Source organism: Limnochorda sp. LNt (assembly GCF_035593265.1).
GTDB lineage: Bacteria > Bacillota > Limnochordia > Limnochordales > Geochordaceae > Geochorda > Geochorda subterranea.
In genome coordinates this window covers 1221336-1243479 of sequence record NZ_CP141614.1, presented here as the reverse complement: position 1 = coordinate 1243479, position 22144 = coordinate 1221336, and the positions used below count along the sequence as shown (strand labels likewise).

Sequence of the window (22144 nt, the reverse complement as noted above, 5' to 3'; positions counted from 1 at the left end):
TCCTCTTTCAGCGCAGGCGGATGCCCTCGGCCTCCAACCGTTGCAACAGCGCCTGCCGGGCGGCGTCCACCTCCTCGTCGGAGAGGGTGCGATCCGGGGCCCGATAGACCACCGTGATCCCCAGGCTGCGGGTCCCCTCGGGCACGTGCGGCCCGACGTAGGCGTCGAAGAGCCTGACCTCCTCGGCCAGGCTGCCCGCGTGCGACCTCACCAGGTCGAGCACCCGCGAGGCCGGCATGTCGAGCGGCACCAGCAACGCCAGGTCCCGCTGCACCGCAGGGAACCGGCCCGGTGTGCGGGCCGTCACCTCTCGGCGCATCGGGCGCAACGCGTCGAGGTCCAGCTCCGCCAGGTAGAGACGTCCGGGCAGGTCCAGCCGCTCGGCCGCCTCGGGGTGGAGCTCGCCGGCCCAGCCCGCCACCACCCGTCGCCCGTCGGCGGTCGCCCAGATGCGCGCCGCCCGTCCCGGATGGAGCCCCTCCAGCTCGGTCGGTTGCCACTCCAGCGCGATCCCGAGCCGGTCGGCCGCGGCCTCCAGGACCCCCTTGAGGTCGTAGAAGTCGTAGGCCCTGACCCCCTCGTACCACTGGCGGGGCGCGGCAGCGGGCACCAGCATCATGGCGATGCCCGCCAGCAGCCGCTCCTCGGGGCGCAACCCCTCCAGCGCCCGCACCTCGGCGGGCAGGTGCGCCGGAGGCGACGCCTCGGCCTGGCCCGCCCCGGTAGCGGCCCGCCCGTCGCGGGCCTCGCCCCGCGGGCGGAAGACGCGCCCCACCTCGAAGATGCGCACGATGCCCTGCCGGCGGCTCGCGTTGAGCCTCGCCACCCGCAGCAGGCCCGACACCAGGGTGGTGCGCAGGTGAGAGGACTCCTCCGCCAGCGGGTTGGCGATGGCCACCGCCCGCATCCACTCGTGGTCGGCTGGGAGCCCGAGCGGCTCCAGTTCGGCCGGGCTGAAGAACGAGTACGTGATCACTTCGTCGAGCCCGGCGGCGGTCAGAGCATGGCGCACCTGCCAGGCCCAGTCGACCTCGGGCGGGATCCGCCCGGCCGCCATGGAGGCGGGAAGCGTCGTGGGAATGCGATCGTAGCCGTAGAGTCGGGCCACCTCCTCGGCCAGGTCGTCCTCCTCCTGCAGGTCACGCCGCCAGGCCGGCACCCGCACCTGCAGCCGCCGCGCCCGCCCCTCCCCCGGGTCGTCCTCGAACTGCACTTCCATCCCCAGCCGCACCAGCGGCTCGGCGATGGCGGCCTCCGTCAGCTGGGTGCCCAGCACGCGGTTGACCCGCTCCGGCCTCAGCGAGATGGAGACGGGAGCCTCGTCGTCCTCGCGACGCCGGTCGACGCTGCCGGCGGCGACCCTGGCCCCCAGCGACGCCAGCAGATGGCACGCCCGCCTGGAGCCCCACTCGGCCAGGGAGGGCGGCAGTCCTCGCTCGAAGCGAGCCGATGCCTCCGTGCGCAGTCCGAGGCGCCGGGACGTGCGCCGGATGAGGGCCCCGTGGAAGGTGGCCGACTCCAGCAGCACGACCCGGGTCGTGGGCGACACCTCGCTGGCGGCGCCCCCCATCAGGCCGGCCAGCGCCTGCGGACGCTCAGCGTCAGCGATGACCAGCATGCTGGCATCCAGCGTCCGCTCCTGGCCGTCGAGGGTGGTGATGCGCTCCCCGTCTCGGGCCCGCCGCACCACGATCCGTCGCCCCGCCAGCCGCTCCAGGTCGAAGGCGTGCAGCGGCTGGCCCGCTTCCAGCATCACGTAGTTGGTCACGTCCACCACGGGCGAGATGGTGCGCATCCCCGCCAGGTAGAGGCGCCTGGCGATCCACCAGGGCACGGGGCCCTGCGGCACGTCGTGGATGATGCGCGCCACGTAGCGAGGGCAGTCGTCGAAGGAGGCGATCTCGACGTCGCACAGCTCGTCGGCCCGCTCGGGCCCCGCCGGGTAGTCGACGGCGGGCAGCCGCAGCGGTCGCCCCAGCACGGCCGCCACCTCCCGGGCGAGCCCCACCACGCCCATCCAGTCGGGGCGGTTGGGGTAGGCCTCGACCTCCAGGACCTCGTCGTCGAGCCCCAGGGCCTCGGCCAGCGACGCCCCCGCGAGGGCCTCCGGCGGCAGCTCCCACAGCCCGCTCTCGTCCTCGCCGACGCCGGCCTCCTTCTGGCTGAGCAGCACGGCCTCGGAGCGCATCCCGCCCATCTCCTGGGCCTGGACGACCCGTTTGAGCCCCGCCACGTAGACGCCCGCCGGCGCCACCGCCACGCGCAACCCCGGCCGCGTGTTGGGCGCGCCCGTCAGGACCTGCAGGCTGCGCCCCCCGACGTCGACTCGCGCCACGAGCAGGTGGGTGCTGTGCGGATGGCGCTCGACCGCCTCGATGACGCCGCAGACCAGGCCGGCCAGCTCATGGCCGGCGCGCTCGATGCCCTCGACCGGGATGCCGGCTGCCACCAGGCGGTCCGCCAGCGGCGATGCGTCCAGTTCCGTCTCGACCAGATCCCGCAGCCAGCTCAACGGTAGCCGCACGGTCGTCTGCCTCCTCGTCGTCAGGATGGCCCGTCAAAACTGACGCAAGAAGCGCAGGTCGTTCTCGAAGAGGAGCCGGATGTCGTCGATGCCGTAGCGCAGCATCGTGATCCGCTCGACCCCCATGCCCCAGGCGAAGCCCGTGTAGCGCTGGGGGTCGTAGCCCACGTTGCGCAGCACCTGGGGGTGCACCATGCCGCACCCCAGGATCTCCAGCCACCCCGACCCCTTGCAGGCCCGGCAGCCCGCTCCCCGGCAGATCCCGCACTGGACGTACATCTCGGCACTGGGCTCCGTAAACGGGAAGTAGCTGGGCACGAAGCGCACGGGTCGGTCCGGCCCGTAGAGGCTGCGAGCGAAGGCGCTCAGCATCCCCTTGAGGTCCGACATGCGGATGCCCTCGTCGACCAGCAGACCCTCCACCTGGTGGAAGACGGGCGAGTGCGTCACGTCGGCGTCCTTGCGATAGACCTTGCCCGGCACCACCACCCGCACGGGCGGCCGACGCGCCAGCATGGTGCGCACCTGCATGGGGGAGGTGTGGGTCCGCAGCACCACTTCGTCCGTGACGTAGAACGTGTCCTGCATGTCACGGGCCGGGTGATCCTTGGGGATCCCGAGGGCCTGGAAGTTGTAGTAGTCGAGCTCCACCTCGGGGCCCTCCACCACCTCGAAGCCCATGCCGACGAAGATGCGCAGCATCTCCTCCAGCGTGCGCGTCACCGGATGCAGCCGCCCGATGGGCACCGCGCGCCCCGGCAGCGTCACATCGATGCGCTCGCTGGCCAGCCGCTCCCGTACCGCCCGGCGCCGGAGCGCCTGCTGGCGCGAGCCGAGCCGCTGCTCCAGCTCCTCCCGGAGCTGGTTGAGGTGCTGGCCGGCCTGGCGGCGGGCCTCGGGATCGGGGATCTGGCCCAGCTGCCGCAGTAATGTCGTCACCTGGCCCTTGCGCCCCAACAGCTCGACCCGCACGGCCTCCAGGGCCTGCTCGTCCGGCGCCGACTCGATGCGGGCCAGCGCCGCCTCCCGCAGCTGCTCCAGGTAGCGGGTGTCCGGCCAGGGCATCGCGCCACGACCTCCTCTGCTCGGACATGATCGTGTGTCGGCACGGTCCCAGATAAAAAGGCGGGAAGCGGCTCTCCCAAGGACGAGAAGAGAGAACCGCTTCCCGCGGTACCACCCTGGTTGACGCCCCGTCGGGGCATCCACTCGTTGCCGTCGCCGCCCGACATCCGGCGCCCGTGCCGGATGCCCGCGGCTCGTGCTCTGTAACGGGAGCTCCCGGCCGATCCTACTGGCACCGCCGCTCGAGCCCCCCAGGGGCACGAGCCGGGCGCTTTCAGACCGCGGCTTGGAAGCGAACTTCCCCGGACGACCTACGGGGCGGCTCGCAGTCTATGGCCGGCCCCTCCCTGGGAAGGTGCGGATCCGGGTACTCCTCTTCCGCATCGCCTTTGACGCCAGCGGAGATTGGTCGACGACGACCGGTCGACGGTGACCGATGCTTACCGGGTCAGGCTCTTGAGCTGCCGGTAGAGCAGATAGGCGGTGATGGAACCCGTGGCCTCGAACAGCCTCCAGAAGAAGTCAGCCGTGAGCATCACGGAGCCCACCCTCCGCGCCGACGGCCGCTCTAGCGGCTGCGCCGATTATACCATGGCCCCACGAGCCCACACAAGCGAGGGGGACTGCCGGCCCTTGCCAGCGGAGGCTCTCTCAGCCCCTGCCGGCGCGCTGGCGAGCCGCCTCGAAGAGCACCACCGCCACGGCGGCGGCCACGTTGAGCGACTCGATGCCTCTTGCCAGCGGGATGGTCAGGAAGCCGCTGCACTCGGCCGCCAGGTCGGGGGCGATCCCCCTGGCTTCGCTGCCAGCCACCAGCGCGACCGGACCGCCCAGGGCGACGGCGTGATAAGGCGTGCCGCCGTGCGCCTCCAGGCCCAGCACCTGCCAGCCCCGGCCGCGCAGCTGGCGGGCCAGCGTCGGGAGGGCCCCCGGCTCCGTCAGCCGGGCCGCCGGCACGCGAAACACGGCCCCGGCGCTGGCACGGATGACCTTGGGATGGGAGAGGTCGGCGCATCCGGCATCCAAGACGACGGCGCCGACCCCGGCGGCCGCAGCCGAGCGCAGGATGGTCCCCACGTTGCCGGGGTCCTGCACGCCGGCCAGCATCAGCACCGGCGGTGCGAGCCGTCCCGGAGACGGCAGCGCCGGCAGCTCCCCCTCGACGAGCGCGACCACGCCTTGGGGATGGGCGGTGTCGGCGAGCAGGGAGACGATGCCATCGCTGCAGAGCGACACCCGGCCCCCCCTCTGCTCGACCTCGGCCATGAGCGCGGCCACGGCGCCGTCGCCGTCCTGCGCCTCCACCAGCCGCCGCGCCACCACCAAGTGGCGCACGATCAGCCCGGCCCGCTGCGCGTCCTCGATGAGCCGCACCCCCTCGAGGACCCACTGCCGCCGGGCGCGACGCTCGGCCGGCCTGCTCAGCAGGCGTCGCAGCTCCTTCACGAGCGGATGGCGGGGACTCTCAAGGTAGGGCCTCGAGCTCCTCGAGTCGCTCATCTTCACCCATGGCGAGCAAGATGTCACCGGGTTGGATGACGGTGTCGGGGCTGGGCACGGGCAGGACCCGATCCCCGCGGCGGATGGCCAGGATGTTGATGCCGTACTTGGCCCGCAGGTCCAGATCCCTCAGGGACCGGCCCACGAAGGGCTCCCTCGCCATGACCTCCACCACGCTGTAGCCGGGGATCAGTTCGACGTACTCGATGAGGTTGCCCGAGAGCAGGGTGTGGGCGACACGGATGCCCATGTCTCGCTCGGGCCGCACGACCCGGTCGGCGCCCACCCGCTCCAGGACGCGCCCGTGCACCTCGCTGACCGCGCGGGCCACCACGTAGGGTACGCCCAGCCCCTTGACCAGCGAGGTGGCCAGGATGTTGGCCTCGATGTCGCCGATGGCGACGACGGCCACGTCGAAGTTGCGGATGCCGAGGGCCTTGAGGGCCTGCTCGTCGGTCGCGTCGACCTGGACGGCATGCGTGACGTAGGGCGCCATCTCCTGGACCCGCTCCTCGGAGGAGTCGGCCGCCAGGACCTCCTGCCCCAGCTCGTAGAGCGTGGCCGCCACGCTGGAGCCGAAGCCGCCCAGCCCGATCACCACGAACTGCCGTTGCCGACGCCGTCGCATGGGAGATGCCGCAGGCCGACCGCTGGCCGCTTGCCTGCGGAGACTACGCGGCCGGGGACGTCACCGCGAGGGCCTGGCGAGCCCGCTCGACCAGCCGGGCGAAGCCCTCCGGATCCCGCACGGCCAGGTCGGCCAGCATCTTGCGGTTGATGGCGACGCCGGCCCGCTTGAGCCCCGCCATGAACCGGCTGTAGGTGAGACCGTGCGGGCGCACCGCCGCGTTGATGCGGACGATCCAGAGGCGTCGAAAGTCACGCTTGCGCAACCGGCGGTGACGGTAGGCATGGCTCCACGCCTTGAGCAGCGACTGGTTGGCCATGCGAAACCATCGATGCCGGGCGCCCCAGTATCCCTTGGCCAGCTTGACGATCTTGCGGTGGCGCCGCCGTGTGTACGGCCCACCCTTTACCCTGGGCATCCGAGCCGTCGCCCTCCTCGTCCGTCAGTCGCAAGCTCCGTCTCTCACAGGTGCTGCCGGTACGGCAGCTGCCCCAGCACCCGGCGCTCGTCGCGCTCGGCGACCAAGGCGTCGCCGACCAGCCGGCGCTTTCGCGCGGGCCGCTTGGGCCCCAGCAGGTGGCTGTGGTACGCGTGGCGCCTGCGCAGCTTGCCGCTGGCGGTCATCTTGAAGCGCTTGAGGGCGCTGCGGCGCGTCTTCATCTTGGGCATCTGGCTCTGCGTCACCCTTCTGCAGCAGCGACCTTGACGCTCGCGCCGGCACGCGCGGCGGCCCCCTGCGACGGACCAGCGCTCGGCGCGGCCGTCGGAGCAGGACGCTGGGCGTTGCCGCCCTGGGCGGTCTGGCCGCCCCCCGTCCGGGGGGCCAGCACCATGATCATGGCGCGCCCCTCCACCCTGGGCGGGCGCTCCACGGTGCACAGCGGGCCCAGCTTGGCGACGAGCTGCTCCAGCATCTCCTTGGCCAGGTCGGCGTGGACGATCTCCCGTCCGCGAAAGCGCACCGTGATCTTGACCTTGTCGCCATCCGACAAGAACCGTGCGGCTGAGCGTGCCTTGACGTCGAAGTCGTGATCCTCGATCTTGGGGCTCATGCGGATCTCTTTGATGTCGACGATCTTCTGGCGCTTGCGGGCTTCGCGCTCTTTCTTGCTCTGCTCGTACTTGTACTTGCCGTAGTCCATGATCCGGCAGACGGGCGGATCGGCATGCGGCGCGATCTCGACCAGGTCGAGGTGCCGCTCATGGGCGAGCCTCAGCGCCTCCCGCACCGGCAACACCCCGAGCTGCTGGCCATCAGGGCTGATGACCCGCACCTCTCGTGCCCGGATCTCCTCGTTGATGCGAAGCTCTTGCTTGATGATCCCACCCCCGCGAAGCCCGTGAGGATTCCGCTCAGCTACGGTGCGGGGCGATTCTAACACGCCCGGCGAAGCCCCGTCAACGTCCCGCCCGCATCCCACCGGGCCTCCGCCCCAGTCGGGCCCGCCGATCCCGCCTCACCGGCGGGCCTGGATCTCCTGGAGCAGCCGCTGCTTGACGGACTCGACGCTCATGGCCCCGAGCTCGCCTTCGCTGCGGTGACGCACCGACAGCTGGCCCGACGCCACCTCCCGGTCGCCCACGACGGCCATGTACGGGATCTTCTTGAGCTGGGCGTCGCGGATCTTGTAGCCCACCTTCTCGTCGCGGCCGTCCACCTCGACCCGCAGGCCCGCCTGACGCAGCTCGGCGGCCACCGCCTCCGCGCGCTCCCGGTGCCGGTCGGCCACCGGGATGAGCCGCAGCTGCACGGGCGACAGCCAGACCGGCAGCGCCCCGGCGTAGTGCTCCACCAGCACGGCGATGAACCGCTCCAGGCTGCCGAACAGCGCCCGGTGGATGACCACGGGCCGGTGTCGCTGGCCGTCCGCCCCGACGTAGGTGAGGTCGAAGCGCTCGGCCGCCATCAGGTCGAGCTGGACGGTCCCGCACTGCCAGCTCCGCCCCAGGCTGTCTCGGACGTGGAAGTCGATCTTGGGCCCGTAGAAGGCCCCCTCGCCCTCGTTGACCTGGTACGGACGGCCGCTCTTGTCGAGGGCCTCCCGCAGCGCCTGGGTGGCGCGCTCCCACAGCTCCTCGGAGCCCATGGCGTTTTCGGGCCGGGTCGACAGCTCGATGCGGTACGGGAAGCCGAAGGCACCGTACATGTGCTCGATGAGCTCGAGTACGGCCATCACCTCGTCGGCGATCTGGTCCGGCCGTACGAAGATGTGGGCGTCGTCCTGCGTGAAGGCCCGCACCCGCTTGAGCCCGTTGAGCACCCCCGACAGCTCGTGGCGGTGCACCAGCCCGAACTCCATCAGGCGCAGCGGCAGGTCGCGATAGCTGCGCACGTCGCTCGAGTAGATCAGGTAGGCGCCCGGGCAGTTCATGGGCTTGATGGCGAAGCTCTCGCCCTCGATCTCCGTGAAGTACATGTTCTCACGGTAGTGCTCGTAGTGGCCCGATCGGCGCCACAGCGTGTCACGCAGGATGAGCGGGGTCATCACCTCCTGGTAGCCGCGCCGGCGCTGCTCGGCCCGGGAGAACTCCACCAGGGCGTTGCGTACGATGACGCCGTTGGGCAGGAAGAAGGGGAAGCCGGGCCCCTCGTCCACCCACAAGAAGAGCCCCAGCTCCCGGCCGATGCGCCGGTGGTCCCGCCGAGCCGCCTCCTCCAGCATCCGCACGTACTCCTCCAGCGCCTCCTGCGTGGGAAAGGCGGTGCCGTAGATGCGAGTCAGCTGGTCCCGGCGGGCATCGCCGCGCCAGTAGGCGCCCGCCAGGTTGAGCAGGCGGAAGTGACCCAGCCTTCCCGTGCTGGGGACGTGGGGCCCGCGGCAGAGGTCCACGAACTCCCCCTGCCGGTAGAGGCTGACCGTCGGCTGGTCCAGCTCCTCCAGGATCTCCACCTTGTACTTGTCGCCGCGCTCCCGGAAGAACGCCAGGGCCTGCTCCCGCGGGATCTCCTCCCGTACGATGGGCAGGTCCTCTTGGACGATCCGCCGCATCTCGGCCTCGATGGCCGGCAGGTCGTCGGCGGAGAGCGGCCGGGAGGGCGCCACGTCGTAGTAGAAGCCGTCCTCGATGGTGGGGCCGATGGCGAGCCGCGTGCCCGGCAGCAGGCGTTGCAACGCCTGCGCCATCAGGTGGGCGGTGCTGTGCCGCACCACGTCGATCCCCACGGGCGAGAACGGGTCGAACAGCTCCAGTTGCCCGCCCTCGCCCACGGGGTGTGCCAGATCCACCAGGGTGCCGCCCAGACGCGCGACCACGGCCCGCTGGGCCGCCTCCGGCGCCAGCCGTTCGGCGACCGCCCGCACCGGTTCGTCGGGCCGGGCCTCCACGGCGACGGTCTGGCCGTCCGGTGACTTCATCCAAACCTGCGCCATCGTGCGCCGACCTCCATCCTGCCTCCTGCTCGAGTGATCGTCCCTCGGCTGCGGATCCAAAAGGAAAGGGCCCCCGTCCCCGCCGGGACGGGAGCCCCTGGCTCCCGCGGTCCCACCCCGCTTGGCCGGCCCGCCCCGAGGGCGCGGCCGGCCCTCTCGTGGCTCGAAGGCTGTAACGGGCCGCCCGGCGGCTCCTACTCGGCCCCCGACGAGACGGCGTCCGCCAGGTGGGCCTTTGGGGCCGCGGCTCCCGGGGGGTCTTGGGCAGGGCGGGCGGCGACGGCTTGCAGCCCCGTGCCCCATCGGAACGGGGCCGTCGCTCTCTGGGCGCCCCGGACGACCTGCCTACTCGTCCCGTTCATCGCCGGCTCTCGACTCGACTTGGCCCCATCCTACCGGTGCCTTCGCAGCCCGTCAAGCCGGGCGGCCGCGCCCTCCGTCTTCACCACGGCCAGGCGATGAGCATCTGCACCAGGCCGATGGCGAAGCCCATGATGGCGCCCAGGACCTCGATCCACCGCAGCTCGGAGCCGATGACCCCCAGCAGCGAGGCCTCGAAGTCGGCCAGCTCCAGCTGGCGGACCCGCGCCGCTACCAGCGACCCCACCCGCAACTCGGACGCGAGCCGCTGCTGCAGCCGCTCGACGACGCTGTCGAGGGCTCCGTCGGCCTCCCGACGCATCCGGTCGACCGCGTAGCGCTTGACGGCCGAGCGGATCCCCGCCGGCACCCACGCCGGCAGGGCCACGTCCAGCCGCCGCGATACGTAGTTCTCCAGCGCCGCGGCCACCTCGACCCGCAGCGAGCCGTCGACCGAGGCCAGCAGGTCCCGGGGCTGCAGGAACCGCTCCTCCACCAGGCGTCCGATGCTGGTGGCGATGGCACCCTGGCGCCGGGGGATGACGCCCTGGATGGACCAGGGGGTCCGCGGGACGCGGATGGGCCGCAGCGGACGGAAGAGCAGACGGACGGCCACCACGTTGGTGACCCACCCTACCAGGGCGGCCGTCAGCGGGAGCATGAGCAAGCGCCACGGCATCGGGTCGTGCCTCCCCACACGCCCGGCCGTTTCGGCGCCGGCCTCGGGCTCTCCTGGGATGCACCGCCTCCCTCAACGGGAGGGGCCCGGCACCTCTTGCCCTCGCCGCGCCAGCATGCACCGGGGGCAGCCGTGGCAGGTGTGTACGCGCCCGGGGAAGGCGGACCGCACGGCGGCCTGGACAGGCGCCTCCTCCGACAGGTGCAGGACGATCCGCCGGGGCCCCAGCCTGACGAGGTGCGCCACCACCGTCTCCTCCGAGGCAGCCTCGCGCGCGGCGTCGCCCAGCCAGCGCCGGCCCGCGGGCTCCCCCCACCGATCCAGCAACTGGTAACCTCCGTCGGCGGACCGGAAGAGGTGCACCTCGTAGGCCCGGGGCGGTGGTCCCATCCAGAGGCTGCGCCAGGGTAGCGCCGCCCGGTGCTCCTCGCGTTCGGCCACCAGCTCCTGCACGACGGCGGCCGCCGCCCGCCGCAGAGCCCCCACGAAGGAGGGGGCCGGGAAGCAGGCGACGGACTCGACGACTACGAGGGGATGCGCGGTCAGGGCCTCCAGCAGGCATCGGCTCAGGTGCGCCTGCCATCGGCCCAGGTTGCCCGCCAGCGTCGAGGTGCCGGGCACGCCGGAGCCAGGCCCCACCCCGGCCGCCGCCCGCGCTGGCGGGGGAACGACGGAGACGGTCGCCTCCAGAGGCGGCGCCTCCACCAGCTGGCGCGCCATCTGCAGGGCTCGCTCACGGACGCCGATGCCCATCGAGTACCGCCGCGCCCGGGCCTCGACCGTCAGCCAGCGAGTGAGCCAGCGGGTCGCCATGGGCCCCACCATGAGCTCCGCGATGGCCGAGGCCAGCTGCGAGCGTACGATGGGGGTCCATGCCGCCTCCAGGCTGTCGGGGCCTCCCCGGCAGACGAAGAAGACGTAGTCGCCCGCCGCCTCCTCGTCGACCTCGAGGCGAAAGCCACGGCCGTCCATCCACCGGCCCATCTCGTGCAGGCGCCGGCCGATGGGTTGTCGATGTCGTCGCCACGCGCCCAGTCGAATCATGCTCTCGTCCCGGCAAGCCTTCGCCGGCCTGCCGTTGGCCAGCATGCCCCGAGGGGAGCCGATTCATGTTGGCAACCCCCATCGGCGCATACTAGCGGGCGGCACCGGTCGGAAGCCGCGCCGAGTGACCACACCGGAGAGGAGGAGTCCCTGGATGGCGCACCTCACCACCCTGGAGCTCGAGGACCTGCGGCACATCATCGGCGAGCAGAAGCTGGCGGTCGAGAAGCTCAACGCCTACTCTCAGGCCTGCCGGGACCCCGAGCTCAAGCAGCGGGTGGAGCAGTTCGCCCGGCAGGCCAGCGACAACGTCCAGCGCCTCATGACGTTCTTGGGCTGAGGGCCCACCGTCCAACCGCGCCCGGCCACGAGGAGAGGAGATGGGAGCCATGCCGTTTCAGGACAGGGAGATGGGCTCCGACGTGCTGGACATGCTCAAGCACCAGTGCGTCGGGCTGACCAAGGCCGCCATCGAGTGCTCCAACCCCGATCTGCGTAACGCTTTGACGCAGATGCGCCAGTCTTGCGAGGCGGCCCAGTGGGAGATGTACCGCCTTGCGGAGCAGAAGGGCTGGTACCTGCCGGCCGGCCCTGCCGAACACCAGCAGATCCAGCGGGTCCGCCAGTACCTGCAGGGCGCTCCGGTCACGGCCGGCGTCACCTACGCACGCGACGGCGGCACGCTGCACTGAGCCGGCGGTCGCCGGCCAGGGCTGGCGTCCGGGGACGAGAGCCGCAAAGGGGGCTGTTCGCAGCCCCCTTTCTGTTGACGGGCCGGCTCGCCCCGGCTTATCATGGGGGCGGAGTCCGAGGCGGCGTAGCCAAGGGGCTAAGGCGGGAGTCTGCAAAACTCCTATCCGCCGGTTCGAGTCCGGCCGCCGCCTCCAGTAACCACAAGGGTTCGCCGAAACCCGGAATGGCACGACCCGCTGTCTGCCATTCCGTTTGCCATTCCACCTGCCAATCTTGCCGTGGCGCTGCTTTTTCTCACGGGCCAGCTGCTGGCCGCGGTAGACAAGCCGGCAAGGCCCACGTCCAGTTCGTGCTGGGCGAAGCGCCTTGGGCGTATTGTCGGTGCCTGCCACGTCGAAGCGCAGCCGGCTGGGGTATCGGCAGTACCAGGGCGGGGGCCAGTGGCAGCATCCGTCCTCACCTTACCGCTTTCTTCACGAGCGCGCCGATCCTTGCCTCTTCGGCGGCAGTCAACTCCTTCAGCGCGAAGGCGACCGGCCACATGGCATCTTCGTCGAGGTTCGCCTCGTCAGTGAAGCCGAACGTCGCATATCTCGTCTTAAACTTGTGCGCGCCTTGGAAGAAGCAGACGACCGCGCCGTCCTCAGCATACGCGGGCATCCCGTACCAGAGTCTTGGTGAGAGCTCTGCGGCGCTGGCTTTGATGATGGCATGGATCCGTTTGGCCATGGTGCGATCCGGTTCCGGCATCTCCTCGATCTTCGCGAGCACCGCGCGCTCCCCGTCCTCCTTGGCCGCTCGTGAGCCGCGGTGCGCAGGCGCCTTCAGCTCCTCTAGACGGAAGTTCATCGCTTCCTATTTCCCTCAAATCCTTGTGGTGGCGGGGCTAAGTCGTGATTCAAGGTGTCACCCTTCTGGCTACGCCAGGGGAACCCCCAGCAACTGAAAGAGCCGCTGGTGCAGCGGCTCAGGCTCGCCGAGCATCTGGATTTCCTGACCGGCCACCTCGACCGTGTGGCGCTGCAGCGTCTCCAGCTGCATCATCAGCCCCTCGAAGGACTGACGGGGGTCCTCCGCCAGCAGGGGCTCAAGCGCCCGCTCCATGTGCCAGCGCACGTACAACGCCAGCATGCACAAAAAGGCGTGGGCCCGCACCCGGTCCTCCAGCCGATGGTAGACCGGACGCAGGTCCAGGGCGCTTTTCATCGTGCGGAAGTTTTGCTCCAGGGCCCGCAACGATTTGTACGTGGCCTGCACCTTGGCCGGCTCCATCCGGTCGGCCGGCACGTTGGTGCGCAGCACGTAAAACCCGTCCAGCTCCGCCTCCCGGGCGATGGAGGCCTCCTTGCGCCGGAAGGCGAAGTGGCCGTCGCGGATCTCCAGCTGGAAGTGCTTGCCCACCTTCCAGCGCCCCAGCACCTTGCCCACGGCCACCCCGATCTCGTCGGCCGTCAGGGGCTTGCGGCGGCGACGGCGCACCCGGGCTTCGATTTTGGCCAGCTCCCGCTCCGTGGCCGCAAGCAGCGCCTCGCGCTTTTGCCGGCGCTCCTCGGCCACCAGGGGGTTGTAGCAGACCACCAGCCGCTCCCCGGGCCGCTCGGGGTCGGCGATCTCCGCCAGGTCCCGCCGGTCGAACAGGCCCGGCTGAAAGAACCCCTCATCCCGCAGCTTCTGGATCTCCGGGGCCCGCAGGGCCGTGATCCACCCGAAGCCCACCGCCTCCAAATCGGCCAGCCGGGCCTTGACGATCATACCCCGGTCGCCGACGAACACGACGTACTCGATGCCGAACCGAGCTCGGACCCGGGCAATCTGGGCCTGGAGCGTCTCGGGATCCCCCACGTCGCCGGGGAACACCTCCACGGCCACCGGACAGCCCTCGTCGTTGGTGAGCAGCCCCACGCAGAACTGCTTCTTGCCCCGCTTCTTGTCCCGGTTGTACCCGAAGCGGGCCAACGGGCAGGTCTTGCCCTCCAGATAGACGCTCGTCAGGTCGTACAAGACGAGGGCGTTGGCCGTCAGGTGCCGGCGCGCCAGCTTGGCCTCGATGGCCGCCTGACGGGCGAGCAGCTCGTCCATGGCCCGGTAGACGTCGTTGACGTCCTCGCCGTTGTGGGGCAACCGCAGAAGCTGCGGCAACGTGGTGGTCGTCCACCACAGGGTCCCGCCCAGCTTGGAGGAGGGCCGCAGGATGCGCATGACGACGACGGCCAGGGCCACGCGCACCCAGTCGGCCGAGCGGGAGTAGAGCACCTGGTCGAGGCCCAGCTGGCGGATCATGCCCACGACGGCGGCGACGGCCCCGTGCTGGCGGGACTGGCGGATCTTCACCGTCTGCGGCACCGGCGCCACCGGCTCGCCCCGCAGAGCTCGCCGGACCAGCTCCAGGACGGCTTCCGGCAGGTGGGAGAGGTTGGCCAGGGTCCGGTGCTTCACCTTGCCGCCTTCCCGGTAGGTCTGGCGCAGCAGGTGGTAGGTGTAGACCTTGTCGCCCTGCCGGCGGCGGATGGTCTCGATGTGCATGGCACTGGATACGCGCCTCATGGCTCAATGGTAGCATGTGACAACCTCAGAGGCAATACTGTATGGCCATACTCTTGGCTACATTGGCACGCGTTCAACCTGTTTGAATGCCCACCGCTATGCGGGTCCTGCCCACTACGAGCCCCTGAACTTCCGTCTAGACGCTCCTTCATCGCGACTCGTTCCTCGTCAGTGAATCCCTTGAACTTTTTGCCGACCGCCTCGGTGCTCCCAGCGGTCTTCTGCGTGTCCTTCTTTCGGCTCATACAAACCTCCTCGTTCTGACGTGGATTGGAGACCTAAAAGCGGACACGCCGCCTGACCGGCCAACTCAGGGCGGCACTTCTGCTGGCGTGGCTTCGGCAGGAAGGTTCGTTGTGCTCTCCGGCCCCCCTTCCTGACCGATCGGGCGCTGTGGTGAAACTCTAGCTTCGAGCGCAACCGACAGGCGAGGACCGTCCAACGCCCCCGCGCTGCACGGGTTACGTCGAGGCAGCGTCGCCTCAACGTCCCGAGCCTCCGCGCCTCGGGCGATGGTGAGCCACACTCGGGCGCCGGGACCGAACCTGCTGAGGAGTTGCATACCTGGGGCTGGGCACGTTCGCGGTGTTGACGGTGTATCCGGTACTGGTGCAGTTGCGCGGCTGCTGGCCCACCGCGACCGGAGCAGAGTACCGCCCGTTACCACAGGCCGTCGTGGAACAACTGCGTGCAGAAGGCCGGGCGCTGTTACGCTTCTTGGAGGAGACCGCGGAAAGCCTGGGAGTCGTCTTCAGGCCATGAAAGTTGCCGCTGTTTGCGGTCAGGCCCGTTCGGCCTCCACGGTCCTGGCCTGGCGGACGGGTTCATAGAGCCACGCGAACAGCGCCACCAGGGCGTAGATGACGGCGGCCGGCCCGTAGGTCAGCCGGACGTCCATGTCCGCCAGCCGGACATATAGCGGAAAGCCTGGGAGTCGTCTTCAGGCCATGAAAGTTGCCGCTGTTTGCGGTCAGGCCCGTTCGGCCTCCACGGTCCTGGCCTGGCGGACGGGTTCATAGAGCCACGCGAACAGCGCCACCAGGGCGTAGATGACGGCGGCCGGCCCGTAGGTCAGCCGGACGTCCATGTCCGCCAGCCGGACATATAGGACGAGCGCTTTTCCTGGAAACAGTACGTACAGCGGAAATTGCAGTCGAGGGTGGGCGCTATCGTCAATCCGGCGAAGCTCAGATCATACTTGGCGCGGTTGTATACCATCTCAAGGTACGCGAGCTCATCAAAATCGGGCTCTACGATGTAGCTTCCCCTCAGCAGCTTATCGACTATCGACCCCTCCCGGCTACAGCCTGACCGCGCACGGGCGATCAGTGCAGGCAGTCGCGTGGCGGAATCGGTGAGCGCATCTACAACATCCGCATCCACTTCTGCCAGGCACCTCCCGTCTACGGGTCACTCCGGGCGTCGGGTACTCGACCGGCCATTGCTCCGGGAAAGAGCCGAGCTTCTCCCGGATGGCCAGGTAGACGAAGAGTGGCGCTACCCCGCCAAAAAGAACTGCCAGCACCCAGAGGCCACCCGACATCCCACACTTGCGGGCGTCCTCGATTAGCCACCGAAGAACCGCCAGCATAGCAACCGAGACCAGTGCGACCAGAATCGCCTGCGCTACTGTCACCGATACACATCTAGCGTGTCTGAGTAAAGAATCTTCCGGGACGAGAACTGACAGATTCTGGCGGACGGGCACATCACAAGGACACGCTCCCGGCACGCACTTCCGCGGGCGGAGGAGGCAATACTGGTCCATCGGGGAACACGCTATGATCCGACATAGAGTCGATGGAGCCATGCACTCCAGGCAGTGACGACGGTGCTAACGCTGTGAAAGCGGTTATGGAAATGAAGTCGCAGACCACAGCCATTTGACAACATCTGGTCACCGCTCATCACCCCTATCTCTCCCTCGCCGTCCCATCGGTTCTGGGGGAGCGCGACGCGATCCTGTTATCCGGGAAGGAGAGATACTCCGTGAGCGGTGAGCAGTTAACTCGCCGGAGCGAACTCTTACGGACGCTTGCCGAGCCGTTGGGTCAAGCTCGAGTAGCCCAAGGGCGGTCGCTTTCCGACGTTGGCGGCAACCGGATCAGTGTCCCGGCGCTCCACAAGCTGGAACGAGGGCTCGCCTGCCCTACCGCCGCTAACCTCGTGTACTTGGTCGAGCAGCTCGGACTCGAGTTGGAGCAGCACCGTCCATCCGTTCGGGCCTTACCTCGACCTCTACGTGTCGAGTTACCCTCCGCGGTCACCAGCCACGGGCGTCCCCCTCGTTCGGGCTCCACCGGGCCGCCGGCCCAAGCGTGCGTTCCACGTAACGCCGCAACTTCTTGTCGGCCAGGAACTGCTCCAGCGAGGCATCCTGCACCGCCTCAAGGTCCCCGAGGTACTCGGCGAGAAGTGCGAGGCGCGCCCGGACGGGTTCGGGATCCGTCAGCACAGCGCATCCCCCTCCCGGCGGTCTGCCTGCAGCCGGGTCACCAGGGCCCGGAAGTAGGCCGCACGCCACCGCTGTCCGTCCAGGTACGCTCGGCGGTGGCGCACCTCCACGGCGATGCGCCGCCGCGGGTTGCGATCGAAGAGCAGCACGCCGTGTTTGAGTACCTGGTGCGCCAGGACGCACGGGATGCTCTCCATGTCCACGACGTCCACCGGCCTGGCCAGCCGGTCCTCCAGTGCGACGATGAGGTCCAGGCGGCGTTCCAGGCGCTCGACGGGGTCGAGGCCGGCAGAGAACAGCACGGCCACGTCGACGTCGCTTCTCCGGCGCGCGGTGCCCCGGGCCTGGGAGCCGAACAGATAAGCCGCATCGACATCCGCCCGCCCTTCCAGCGCCCGGCGGACCAGCGCCGCCGTCGCCCCCGGCGCCGGGCGAGCGCCAGCGACCCCGCCCGGTCCATGAGCAGCAACTGCCGTCTCCCGGAGGCGATGATCTCCTCGGCCAACGCCGCCACGTACGCGCCGGGCTCGGGGCCGCGGAACAGCGTGACGGTGCCGGTACCGGGCGGCCGGTAAGCGTAGTGCACGTAACCGGCCGGCGAGGGCGCCCTCGCGCTCACGAGCATGCGGGCCCGTCGGAAGGTCCCGGTCGGGCCCGCGTCCATGTCTTTGCCCGTAGTCAGGCGAGCGCGCCGGTCACGCTACGAGTGATCCCTGTCCGCCTCGGTCTCTGAGAGGAACGCTCCGTGCCAGGTGTGGTACCAGACCTGGCCGGTGTAGCTGTTGACGCTCAGCATGCCGGAGGGTCGACCGCCGGTCGTCACGTCGATGGTGTAGTAGCCGGGAAACTCGGTCAGTTCACCCACAGTGGTGCCCGGCATCCAGCGCTCCAGGTACCCCTGAGCCTGGCGCAGCGCCTCTTGGGCGCTAACCGGCGGCGTGTCCGAGGTCCTTTGCCAGGCGCCCATGTGCCCGTATCGGGTGTTCCACATCATGTTGGGGCCGGGCTCCGGGTGAACCCACGTACCGTATCGGTCAACCAGGAGTTCGAAGGCTCCCTTGCCGTCGGTGCCCTCCACGACGACGTAAAAGCCGTTGTCGAACTCCATGACGTGGCCCACGCGCAGGCCCGGCTCGCCCCACCGCGGCAGGATGGCTCGGACCCGCTCGGCGACCTGCTCGGCACTGAGCGGGGTGGCGCCCGGCACGGGCGGTTGCGACCACCACCCGCCCATCATGCCGTGATCCATGCCGCCGTACCCCATCATCCCCGGCCCCATCATCCCGTAAGGGCTACCGGGGCCGCCGGCCGTCCCTCCCCACCAGCCCATCGCCCCCGCTGCACCGCCCGCGAGGGCCGCGGCTCCCAGTGTGATGCCAAGCGTTATGAGAATGGTCCGCCTGCGCCGCGTCATGCGACTCGCACCCCTTCTGAATCGGTGGCCTGAAGCAGGCCGTCACGACACATCCCTACTGCAGCTCCTTCCGCATCCGGCGGAACTCCTCTTCGGAAATCTCACCCCGGGCGAAGCGTTCCTCGGGAATCGCCTTGGCCCGGCTGTGCTCGGTCGCACCGGTGCCGCCCGCGGTCACCACCCGCACGAGCCATACGATGCCGCCGATGACCAGGGCCCAGAAGACGAGCATCATGAGCCCTCCGAACCACCAGCCTCCGCCGAAACCACTCCAGCCACCCGGGCCAAATCCCCATCCCATCATGGCGTCTGATCACAACTCCCGGGGGTATCGTCCCAAAGGATCCTGAGAGCCGGATGAGGAAAGTGTGAAGCTGGCATGAAGGATCGACAAACGCTGAGCCTCGCGTCTCGGCCCGCGGGGTGCCAGCCACCACTGCGCGAAAAGTACCGTGCCCAGGTGTCGCCATGTCCCCCTCCGGCGGTGCTCGCCCTCGAAACGTCGAAGATGGACCGCGAAGACCGGGGCACCCGCGGGCTGCCCGCTCCATCATGCCGTCAGCGCTCTCGACTCGTACGGCATGCTCGCTCGTCTTGCGACTCGAACCACGCGTGGTCCAGCTCGGCAGGTCCTACGATTCGCCGATGCATGTCCTGCTCGAGGTCGATGACGCCCTCGCCTCCTTCGACCACCTCCACGACCGGGCGGGCCGGAAGGTCCGGCGTGACCCGGACGACCCGGGCGAGCTCCCCGGTGTTGAGCCGTACCCAGGATCCCACCGGGTAGGGAGCGATCCGGGCCAGGAAGCGACGGACCATGATGGGGTCGAAATCACGACCGGCCCTCTCGGCGATCCACGAAATGGCCGCATCCCGCCGCCGCGCCGCTCGGTACGGTCGGTCGGTGGTCAGCGCATCGAAAACGTCGACGACGGCCACCAGCCGGGCGAAGGGGTGGATCGCGTCGCCGGAAAGTCCCCGCGGGTAGCCTGAGCCGTCCCAGCGCTCGTGGTGCTCCCAGGCGACATGAGCGGAGCGAGCATCGAAGGCGCCTTGACGGCGCATCGCCTCAAAGCCGAGCCACGTATGCGCCTGAACGGTGCGGTACTCCTCGGGGGTGAGCTTGCCCGGCTTTCTCCACAGCGGACGGGGCAAGCGCGGCTTTCCGGCATCGTGCAGCAACGCCCCCACCCCCAGCGCCACCAGATCGGCGCGGTCCCAGCCGCTGTGGAGGCCGAGGAAGACAGCCATGGCCGCGACGCTCACCGAATGGGCAAACAAGACGTCGTGGGCGGCCCGCACCCCCTGGAGCTCCTCCAACACCCCCGGATGGGCCAGCGCATCGCGCAAGATGGCCTTCACCGCCTCGAAGACGGGTCGGGCCTCGATGACGAGCCCCCGCCCGACTCGCCGGAGCTGGCGGCAGACCACTCGGAACGCTTCGGCCTTGGTCGGCTCCGCCAACAGCCGGCTCGCCGCGTGACCCGTGGGGACAGGGGCCTTGGGCGGGCAGATGTACAGGGTGCGCACCCCGAGGTCGGCCAGGCGCCGCAGGTGATAGGAGCTCAAGACCACCCCGCTCCGAAGCATGGCACGCCCGGCCACCTCCACGTCGGTCGCCAGGATCATGCCGGGTCGTACGTCTTCCAGCGATAGCATGAACACGCTCGCAAGCCTCCCCTGGTCTCATGTCGCGTCTTTGCCGGCTTCAGTCTTTCGAGAGGGCGAGAGCCGCGTGGCGTCGGGCCCGGTCCTTTCGAAGCGGTCTCCCTCTGTGGGGCGGCAAGTCGTGATGTGATGCGACGTCACGAGTTCGTGGCGGACGAACGGCGCGCCTTGAACCAGTCCACCGTGCGCCGGGCTGTGTAAAGCAGGTGCAGCTGGATCTCCTCATGGACCAGCTGGACAAGGGATTGCAGGTCTTCCGGTGTGTAGCATGTTTGGGACGACTCCAGCAAGTCGCGCAGGAGTGCGCATAGACGCGCTCGATCGACGATGGACTCCACATCGGGGTACTCCACGACCGAGACCTCCCCAACGACGAACGGTGACGGAGGGCCACACGGGCGTGACCAGAGGAGCGTAAGGAGGGCAAACGATGCCGGGTAGTCAGGCTATCTGGAAACTTCTGGGGGGGGGACCGCGAGCGTCCGCTGACTGGCACGGCACGCGTCGCGAGCGGAGACAATGCGCGCAAATCGCCGGCGGCGCGCACGCGGCCACGAGAGATGGCGAGCCTTCGCCCACGGGGCGGGGCACCGGGCACCGTCACCGGTGTGCAGCCGGTCTGGGATGGGTCTTTCGGCAGCACGCGACTACCCTCCCCCGTTGCGGCGCCTTGGCTTCGACAGATATCCAGGAAATCCTACCCATTTCGTCGTTCCCGGTCAGGGAAGCCTCAAGCGTCGCCGCCGCCGGTTCGCCAACTGACCTGCAACGGGGGCCAGCTCTGCCGTCGGCTGCCGCGATCGCCTGTGCCCCGGGCTGAAGCCGTCCTCCGGCGAGAGGCTTCGGCCGGGCGATGTCGAACCCCCGAGGTATGCTCCAGACCGGCAAGACCGGTGTCGTCTCCTCGGTCGTCGGCGTCTGCATCACGACCGTGCTGTTGATGCTCGGTGGCAACCTGGTCTCCCCGGTGCTGCCTCTGTACGGGCTCTCCTTCGGGGTCGGCATGGCCGTGGTGGGGCTGCTGGTGAGCGCCTTCGGCGTGGCCCGCATCCTGGTCGACATCCCGGGTGGCAGGCTCGCCGACCGGCTCGGTGCCCGCGCCACCATGATGGTCGGTTGTCTCATCGTCGGCAGCGCGTCGGTGGCCGCAGCGGTGGTGGACCGGTTCTGGCTGCTGGTGCTGGCGCGGGCGTTGCAGGGAGTCGGATCGGCCCTCTACATGGTGGCCGGCTACAGCTTCGTCGGCAGGGTGAGTCCACCCGAGCTCCGGGGCCGTACGATGAGCTACTACCAGGGCAGCATGCTCGTGGGGCAGAGCTTCGGCCCCACCATCGGGGGCTTCACGGCGGAGCACTTCGGGCTGGCCTCGCCGTTTTGGGCCTACGCCGCGATGGCCGTGCTGGCGTCCGCGGTGACCCTCGTGGCCGTCCCCGGTGCGGCCGCCGAGCGAGCCCTGGCCGAGCGGACGGCCTCCGCCGAGGGCCACGGAGCCGAGGCGACGCAGCCGGCTCCGCGGCGACGGCGACGTCCGGAGCCCGACGCTGGTCCGACCGAGGGCCAGGGGCCGACCTGGCTGCTGCGGCGGGCCGACTTCGTGCTGGTCTGCCTGGTGGCCTTCTCCATCGCCTACACCCGTACGGGGGCTCGGGGTACCGTCATCCCGCTCATGGGCGGCAACGAGCTGGGCCTGTCGGAGAGCCGCATCGGGATGGCCCTGACCGTGGCCGCCGTGCTCAACCTGGCGCTCCTGGTGCTGACGGGGCGCGTCGTGGATCACTACGGCCGCAAGGTGGCCATCGTGCCAGGACTCGTGGTGAGCGCGGTCTCGCTGCTGCTCTTCACGGGCGCCCACGACTACCCGCAATACGTGCTGGCCGCCGCCGTGCTGGGGCTGGGGACGGGCGTGGCAGGGCCGGCCCCCGCGGCCTACGTCAGCGACATCCTGCCGCCTCAGGCCTTCGGCGTCAGCATGGGCCTCTACCGCACCATCATGGACGCAGGCATGGTGGCGGGGCCGGTGGTGGCCGGGGCCGTGGCAGACTGGCTGGGGCTCTCGTGGGCCCTGACGCTCAATGCGGCGCTGCTGGCGGCCGTCGCCCTGCTCTTCGCCTGGCGGGCCCCGGAGACGCGGGTGGCTCCACGGGCCGTGGCGCAGGCGCCCCGCCGGGGCGCCGCCTGACCGGGCGCTCCCCTGCGCCC

At 69.8% G+C, this 22144-nt stretch carries 22 protein-coding genes and 1 tRNA gene; 4 read left to right on the top strand and 19 right to left on the bottom strand.

The features are described 5' to 3' along the window. Positions 1 to 7: 7 nt before the first annotated feature. The 11 genes from pheT to VLY81_RS05780 form a co-directional block, all read right to left on the bottom strand. Positions 8 to 2524, bottom strand: a complete 2517-nt coding sequence (gene pheT / locus VLY81_RS05830; RefSeq protein WP_324670084.1) for a phenylalanine--tRNA ligase subunit beta — start codon at positions 2522 to 2524, stop codon at positions 8 to 10. 33 nt (positions 2525 to 2557) lie between these two features. After that, a complete protein-coding gene (pheS, locus tag VLY81_RS05825; protein WP_324670083.1) occupies positions 2558 to 3589 on the bottom strand; it encodes a phenylalanine--tRNA ligase subunit alpha in 1032 nt (343 codons plus the stop codon). Between the two features lie 440 nt (positions 3590 to 4029). After that, positions 4030 to 4125 carry a YqzL family protein gene (locus VLY81_RS05820; protein ID WP_324670350.1) on the bottom strand — a complete coding sequence of 32 codons (96 nt, stop codon included), beginning with the start codon at positions 4123 to 4125 and terminating at the stop codon, positions 4030 to 4032. 115 nt (positions 4126 to 4240) lie between these two features. Beyond that, on the bottom strand, positions 4241 to 5035 hold the full coding sequence (locus VLY81_RS05815; RefSeq protein WP_324670082.1) for a TrmH family RNA methyltransferase: 795 nt from the start codon (positions 5033 to 5035) through the stop codon (positions 4241 to 4243). A 19-nt stretch (positions 5036 to 5054) separates the two neighbouring features. After that, positions 5055 to 5717: a potassium channel family protein gene (locus VLY81_RS05810; RefSeq protein ID WP_324670081.1), complete on the bottom strand. Its 663-nt coding sequence runs from the start codon at positions 5715 to 5717 to the stop codon at positions 5055 to 5057. Positions 5718 to 5760: 43 nt separating this feature from the next. After that, a complete protein-coding gene (rplT, locus tag VLY81_RS05805) occupies positions 5761 to 6135 on the bottom strand; it encodes a 50S ribosomal protein L20 (protein WP_324670080.1) in 375 nt (124 codons plus the stop codon). Between the two features lie 44 nt (positions 6136 to 6179). Then, entirely contained in the window at positions 6180 to 6401 is a 222-nt protein-coding gene (gene rpmI / locus VLY81_RS05800; protein WP_324670079.1) for a 50S ribosomal protein L35, read from the bottom strand. After that, complete coding sequence (gene infC / locus VLY81_RS05795; protein ID WP_324670078.1) at positions 6398 to 7099, bottom strand: translation initiation factor IF-3; 702 nt, start codon at positions 7097 to 7099, stop codon at positions 6398 to 6400. The genes rpmI and infC overlap by 4 nt, the downstream gene beginning before the upstream one ends. Before the next feature lie 75 nt (positions 7100 to 7174). Beyond that, a complete protein-coding gene (gene thrS, locus VLY81_RS05790; protein WP_324670077.1) occupies positions 7175 to 9088 on the bottom strand; it encodes a threonine--tRNA ligase in 1914 nt (637 codons plus the stop codon). Between the two features lie 442 nt (positions 9089 to 9530). Beyond that, positions 9531 to 10127 carry a DUF445 domain-containing protein gene (locus VLY81_RS05785; protein WP_324670076.1) on the bottom strand — a complete coding sequence of 199 codons (597 nt, stop codon included), beginning with the start codon at positions 10125 to 10127 and terminating at the stop codon, positions 9531 to 9533. 72 nt (positions 10128 to 10199) lie between these two features. Further along, a complete protein-coding gene (locus VLY81_RS05780) occupies positions 10200 to 11171 on the bottom strand; it encodes a sporulation protein YtxC (protein ID WP_324670075.1) in 972 nt (323 codons plus the stop codon). Positions 11172 to 11325: 154 nt separating this feature from the next. On the opposite strand from VLY81_RS05780, the gene VLY81_RS05775 reads away from it, so the two are divergent. From VLY81_RS05775 to VLY81_RS05765, 3 genes are all read left to right on the top strand, one after another. After that, positions 11326 to 11511, top strand: a complete 186-nt coding sequence (locus tag VLY81_RS05775; RefSeq protein ID WP_324670074.1) for a hypothetical protein — start codon at positions 11326 to 11328, stop codon at positions 11509 to 11511. 40 nt (positions 11512 to 11551) lie between these two features. Beyond that, entirely contained in the window at positions 11552 to 11863 is a 312-nt protein-coding gene (locus VLY81_RS05770; RefSeq protein ID WP_324670073.1) for a spore coat protein, read from the top strand. 119 nt (positions 11864 to 11982) lie between these two features. After that, a tRNA-Cys gene (locus tag VLY81_RS05765) sits at positions 11983 to 12058 on the top strand. Positions 12059 to 12320: 262 nt separating this feature from the next. Here the strand turns inward: VLY81_RS05765 and VLY81_RS05760 are convergent. From VLY81_RS05760 to VLY81_RS05725, 8 genes are all read right to left on the bottom strand, one after another. Further along, positions 12321 to 12713 carry an iron chaperone gene (locus VLY81_RS05760; protein WP_324670072.1) on the bottom strand — a complete coding sequence of 131 codons (393 nt, stop codon included), beginning with the start codon at positions 12711 to 12713 and terminating at the stop codon, positions 12321 to 12323. Between the two features lie 69 nt (positions 12714 to 12782). Continuing rightward, entirely contained in the window at positions 12783 to 14387 is a 1605-nt protein-coding gene (locus VLY81_RS05755) for an IS1634 family transposase (protein WP_324670071.1), read from the bottom strand. A gap of 2284 nt (positions 14388 to 16671) precedes the next feature. Next, the gene (locus VLY81_RS05750) at positions 16672 to 16863 is read right to left on the bottom strand and encodes a hypothetical protein (protein WP_324670070.1); all 192 of its coding nucleotides are present in this window, start codon (positions 16861 to 16863) and stop codon (positions 16672 to 16674) included. After that, a complete protein-coding gene (mntA, locus tag VLY81_RS05745; RefSeq protein WP_324670349.1) occupies positions 16857 to 17255 on the bottom strand; it encodes a type VII toxin-antitoxin system MntA family adenylyltransferase antitoxin in 399 nt (132 codons plus the stop codon). The genes VLY81_RS05750 and mntA overlap by 7 nt, the downstream gene beginning before the upstream one ends. 308 nt (positions 17256 to 17563) lie before the next feature. After that, the gene (locus VLY81_RS05740; protein ID WP_324670069.1) at positions 17564 to 18277 is read right to left on the bottom strand and encodes a hypothetical protein; all 714 of its coding nucleotides are present in this window, start codon (positions 18275 to 18277) and stop codon (positions 17564 to 17566) included. A 55-nt stretch (positions 18278 to 18332) separates the two neighbouring features. Then, positions 18333 to 18512, bottom strand: a complete 180-nt coding sequence (locus VLY81_RS05735) for an SHOCT domain-containing protein (protein ID WP_324670068.1) — start codon at positions 18510 to 18512, stop codon at positions 18333 to 18335. A gap of 323 nt (positions 18513 to 18835) precedes the next feature. Further along, positions 18836 to 19936, bottom strand: a complete 1101-nt coding sequence (locus tag VLY81_RS05730; protein ID WP_324670348.1) for an HD-GYP domain-containing protein — start codon at positions 19934 to 19936, stop codon at positions 18836 to 18838. A gap of 146 nt (positions 19937 to 20082) precedes the next feature. After that, entirely contained in the window at positions 20083 to 20298 is a 216-nt protein-coding gene (locus tag VLY81_RS05725) for a hypothetical protein (RefSeq protein WP_324670067.1), read from the bottom strand. A 500-nt stretch (positions 20299 to 20798) separates the two neighbouring features. On the opposite strand from VLY81_RS05725, the gene VLY81_RS05720 reads away from it, so the two are divergent. Further along, a complete protein-coding gene (locus tag VLY81_RS05720; RefSeq protein WP_324670066.1) occupies positions 20799 to 22124 on the top strand; it encodes an MFS transporter in 1326 nt (441 codons plus the stop codon). Positions 22125 to 22144 lie beyond the last annotated feature (20 nt).

Bases quoted from the DNA above. Each gene is read 5' to 3' on its own strand.
- pheS (WP_324670083.1), bottom strand. From the start codon at position 3,589: ATGCCCTGGCCGGACACCCGCTACCTGGAGCAGCTGCGGGAGGCGGCG.
- VLY81_RS05820 (WP_324670350.1), bottom strand. From the start codon at position 4,125: ATGCTCACGGCTGACTTCTTCTGGAGGCTGTTCGAGGCCACGGGTTCC.
- VLY81_RS05810 (WP_324670081.1), bottom strand. From the start codon at position 5,717: ATGCGACGGCGTCGGCAACGGCAGTTCGTGGTGATCGGGCTGGGCGGC.
- rplT (WP_324670080.1), bottom strand. From the start codon at position 6,135: ATGCCCAGGGTAAAGGGTGGGCCGTACACACGGCGGCGCCACCGCAAG.
- thrS (WP_324670077.1), bottom strand. From the start codon at position 9,088: ATGGCGCAGGTTTGGATGAAGTCACCGGACGGCCAGACCGTCGCCGTG.
- VLY81_RS05785 (WP_324670076.1), bottom strand. From the start codon at position 10,127: ATGCCGTGGCGCTTGCTCATGCTCCCGCTGACGGCCGCCCTGGTAGGG.
- VLY81_RS05780 (WP_324670075.1), bottom strand. From the start codon at position 11,171: ATGATTCGACTGGGCGCGTGGCGACGACATCGACAACCCATCGGCCGG.
- VLY81_RS05775 (WP_324670074.1), top strand. From the start codon at position 11,326: ATGGCGCACCTCACCACCCTGGAGCTCGAGGACCTGCGGCACATCATC.
- VLY81_RS05770 (WP_324670073.1), top strand. From the start codon at position 11,552: ATGGGAGCCATGCCGTTTCAGGACAGGGAGATGGGCTCCGACGTGCTG.
- VLY81_RS05760 (WP_324670072.1), bottom strand. From the start codon at position 12,713: ATGAACTTCCGTCTAGAGGAGCTGAAGGCGCCTGCGCACCGCGGCTCA.
- VLY81_RS05755 (WP_324670071.1), bottom strand. From the start codon at position 14,387: ATGCACATCGAGACCATCCGCCGCCGGCAGGGCGACAAGGTCTACACC.
- VLY81_RS05740 (WP_324670069.1), bottom strand. From the start codon at position 18,277: ATGACGCGGCGCAGGCGGACCATTCTCATAACGCTTGGCATCACACTG.
- VLY81_RS05735 (WP_324670068.1), bottom strand. From the start codon at position 18,512: ATGATGCTCGTCTTCTGGGCCCTGGTCATCGGCGGCATCGTATGGCTC.
- VLY81_RS05730 (WP_324670348.1), bottom strand. From the start codon at position 19,936: ATGCTATCGCTGGAAGACGTACGACCCGGCATGATCCTGGCGACCGAC.
- VLY81_RS05720 (WP_324670066.1), top strand. From the start codon at position 20,799: ATGTCGAACCCCCGAGGTATGCTCCAGACCGGCAAGACCGGTGTCGTC.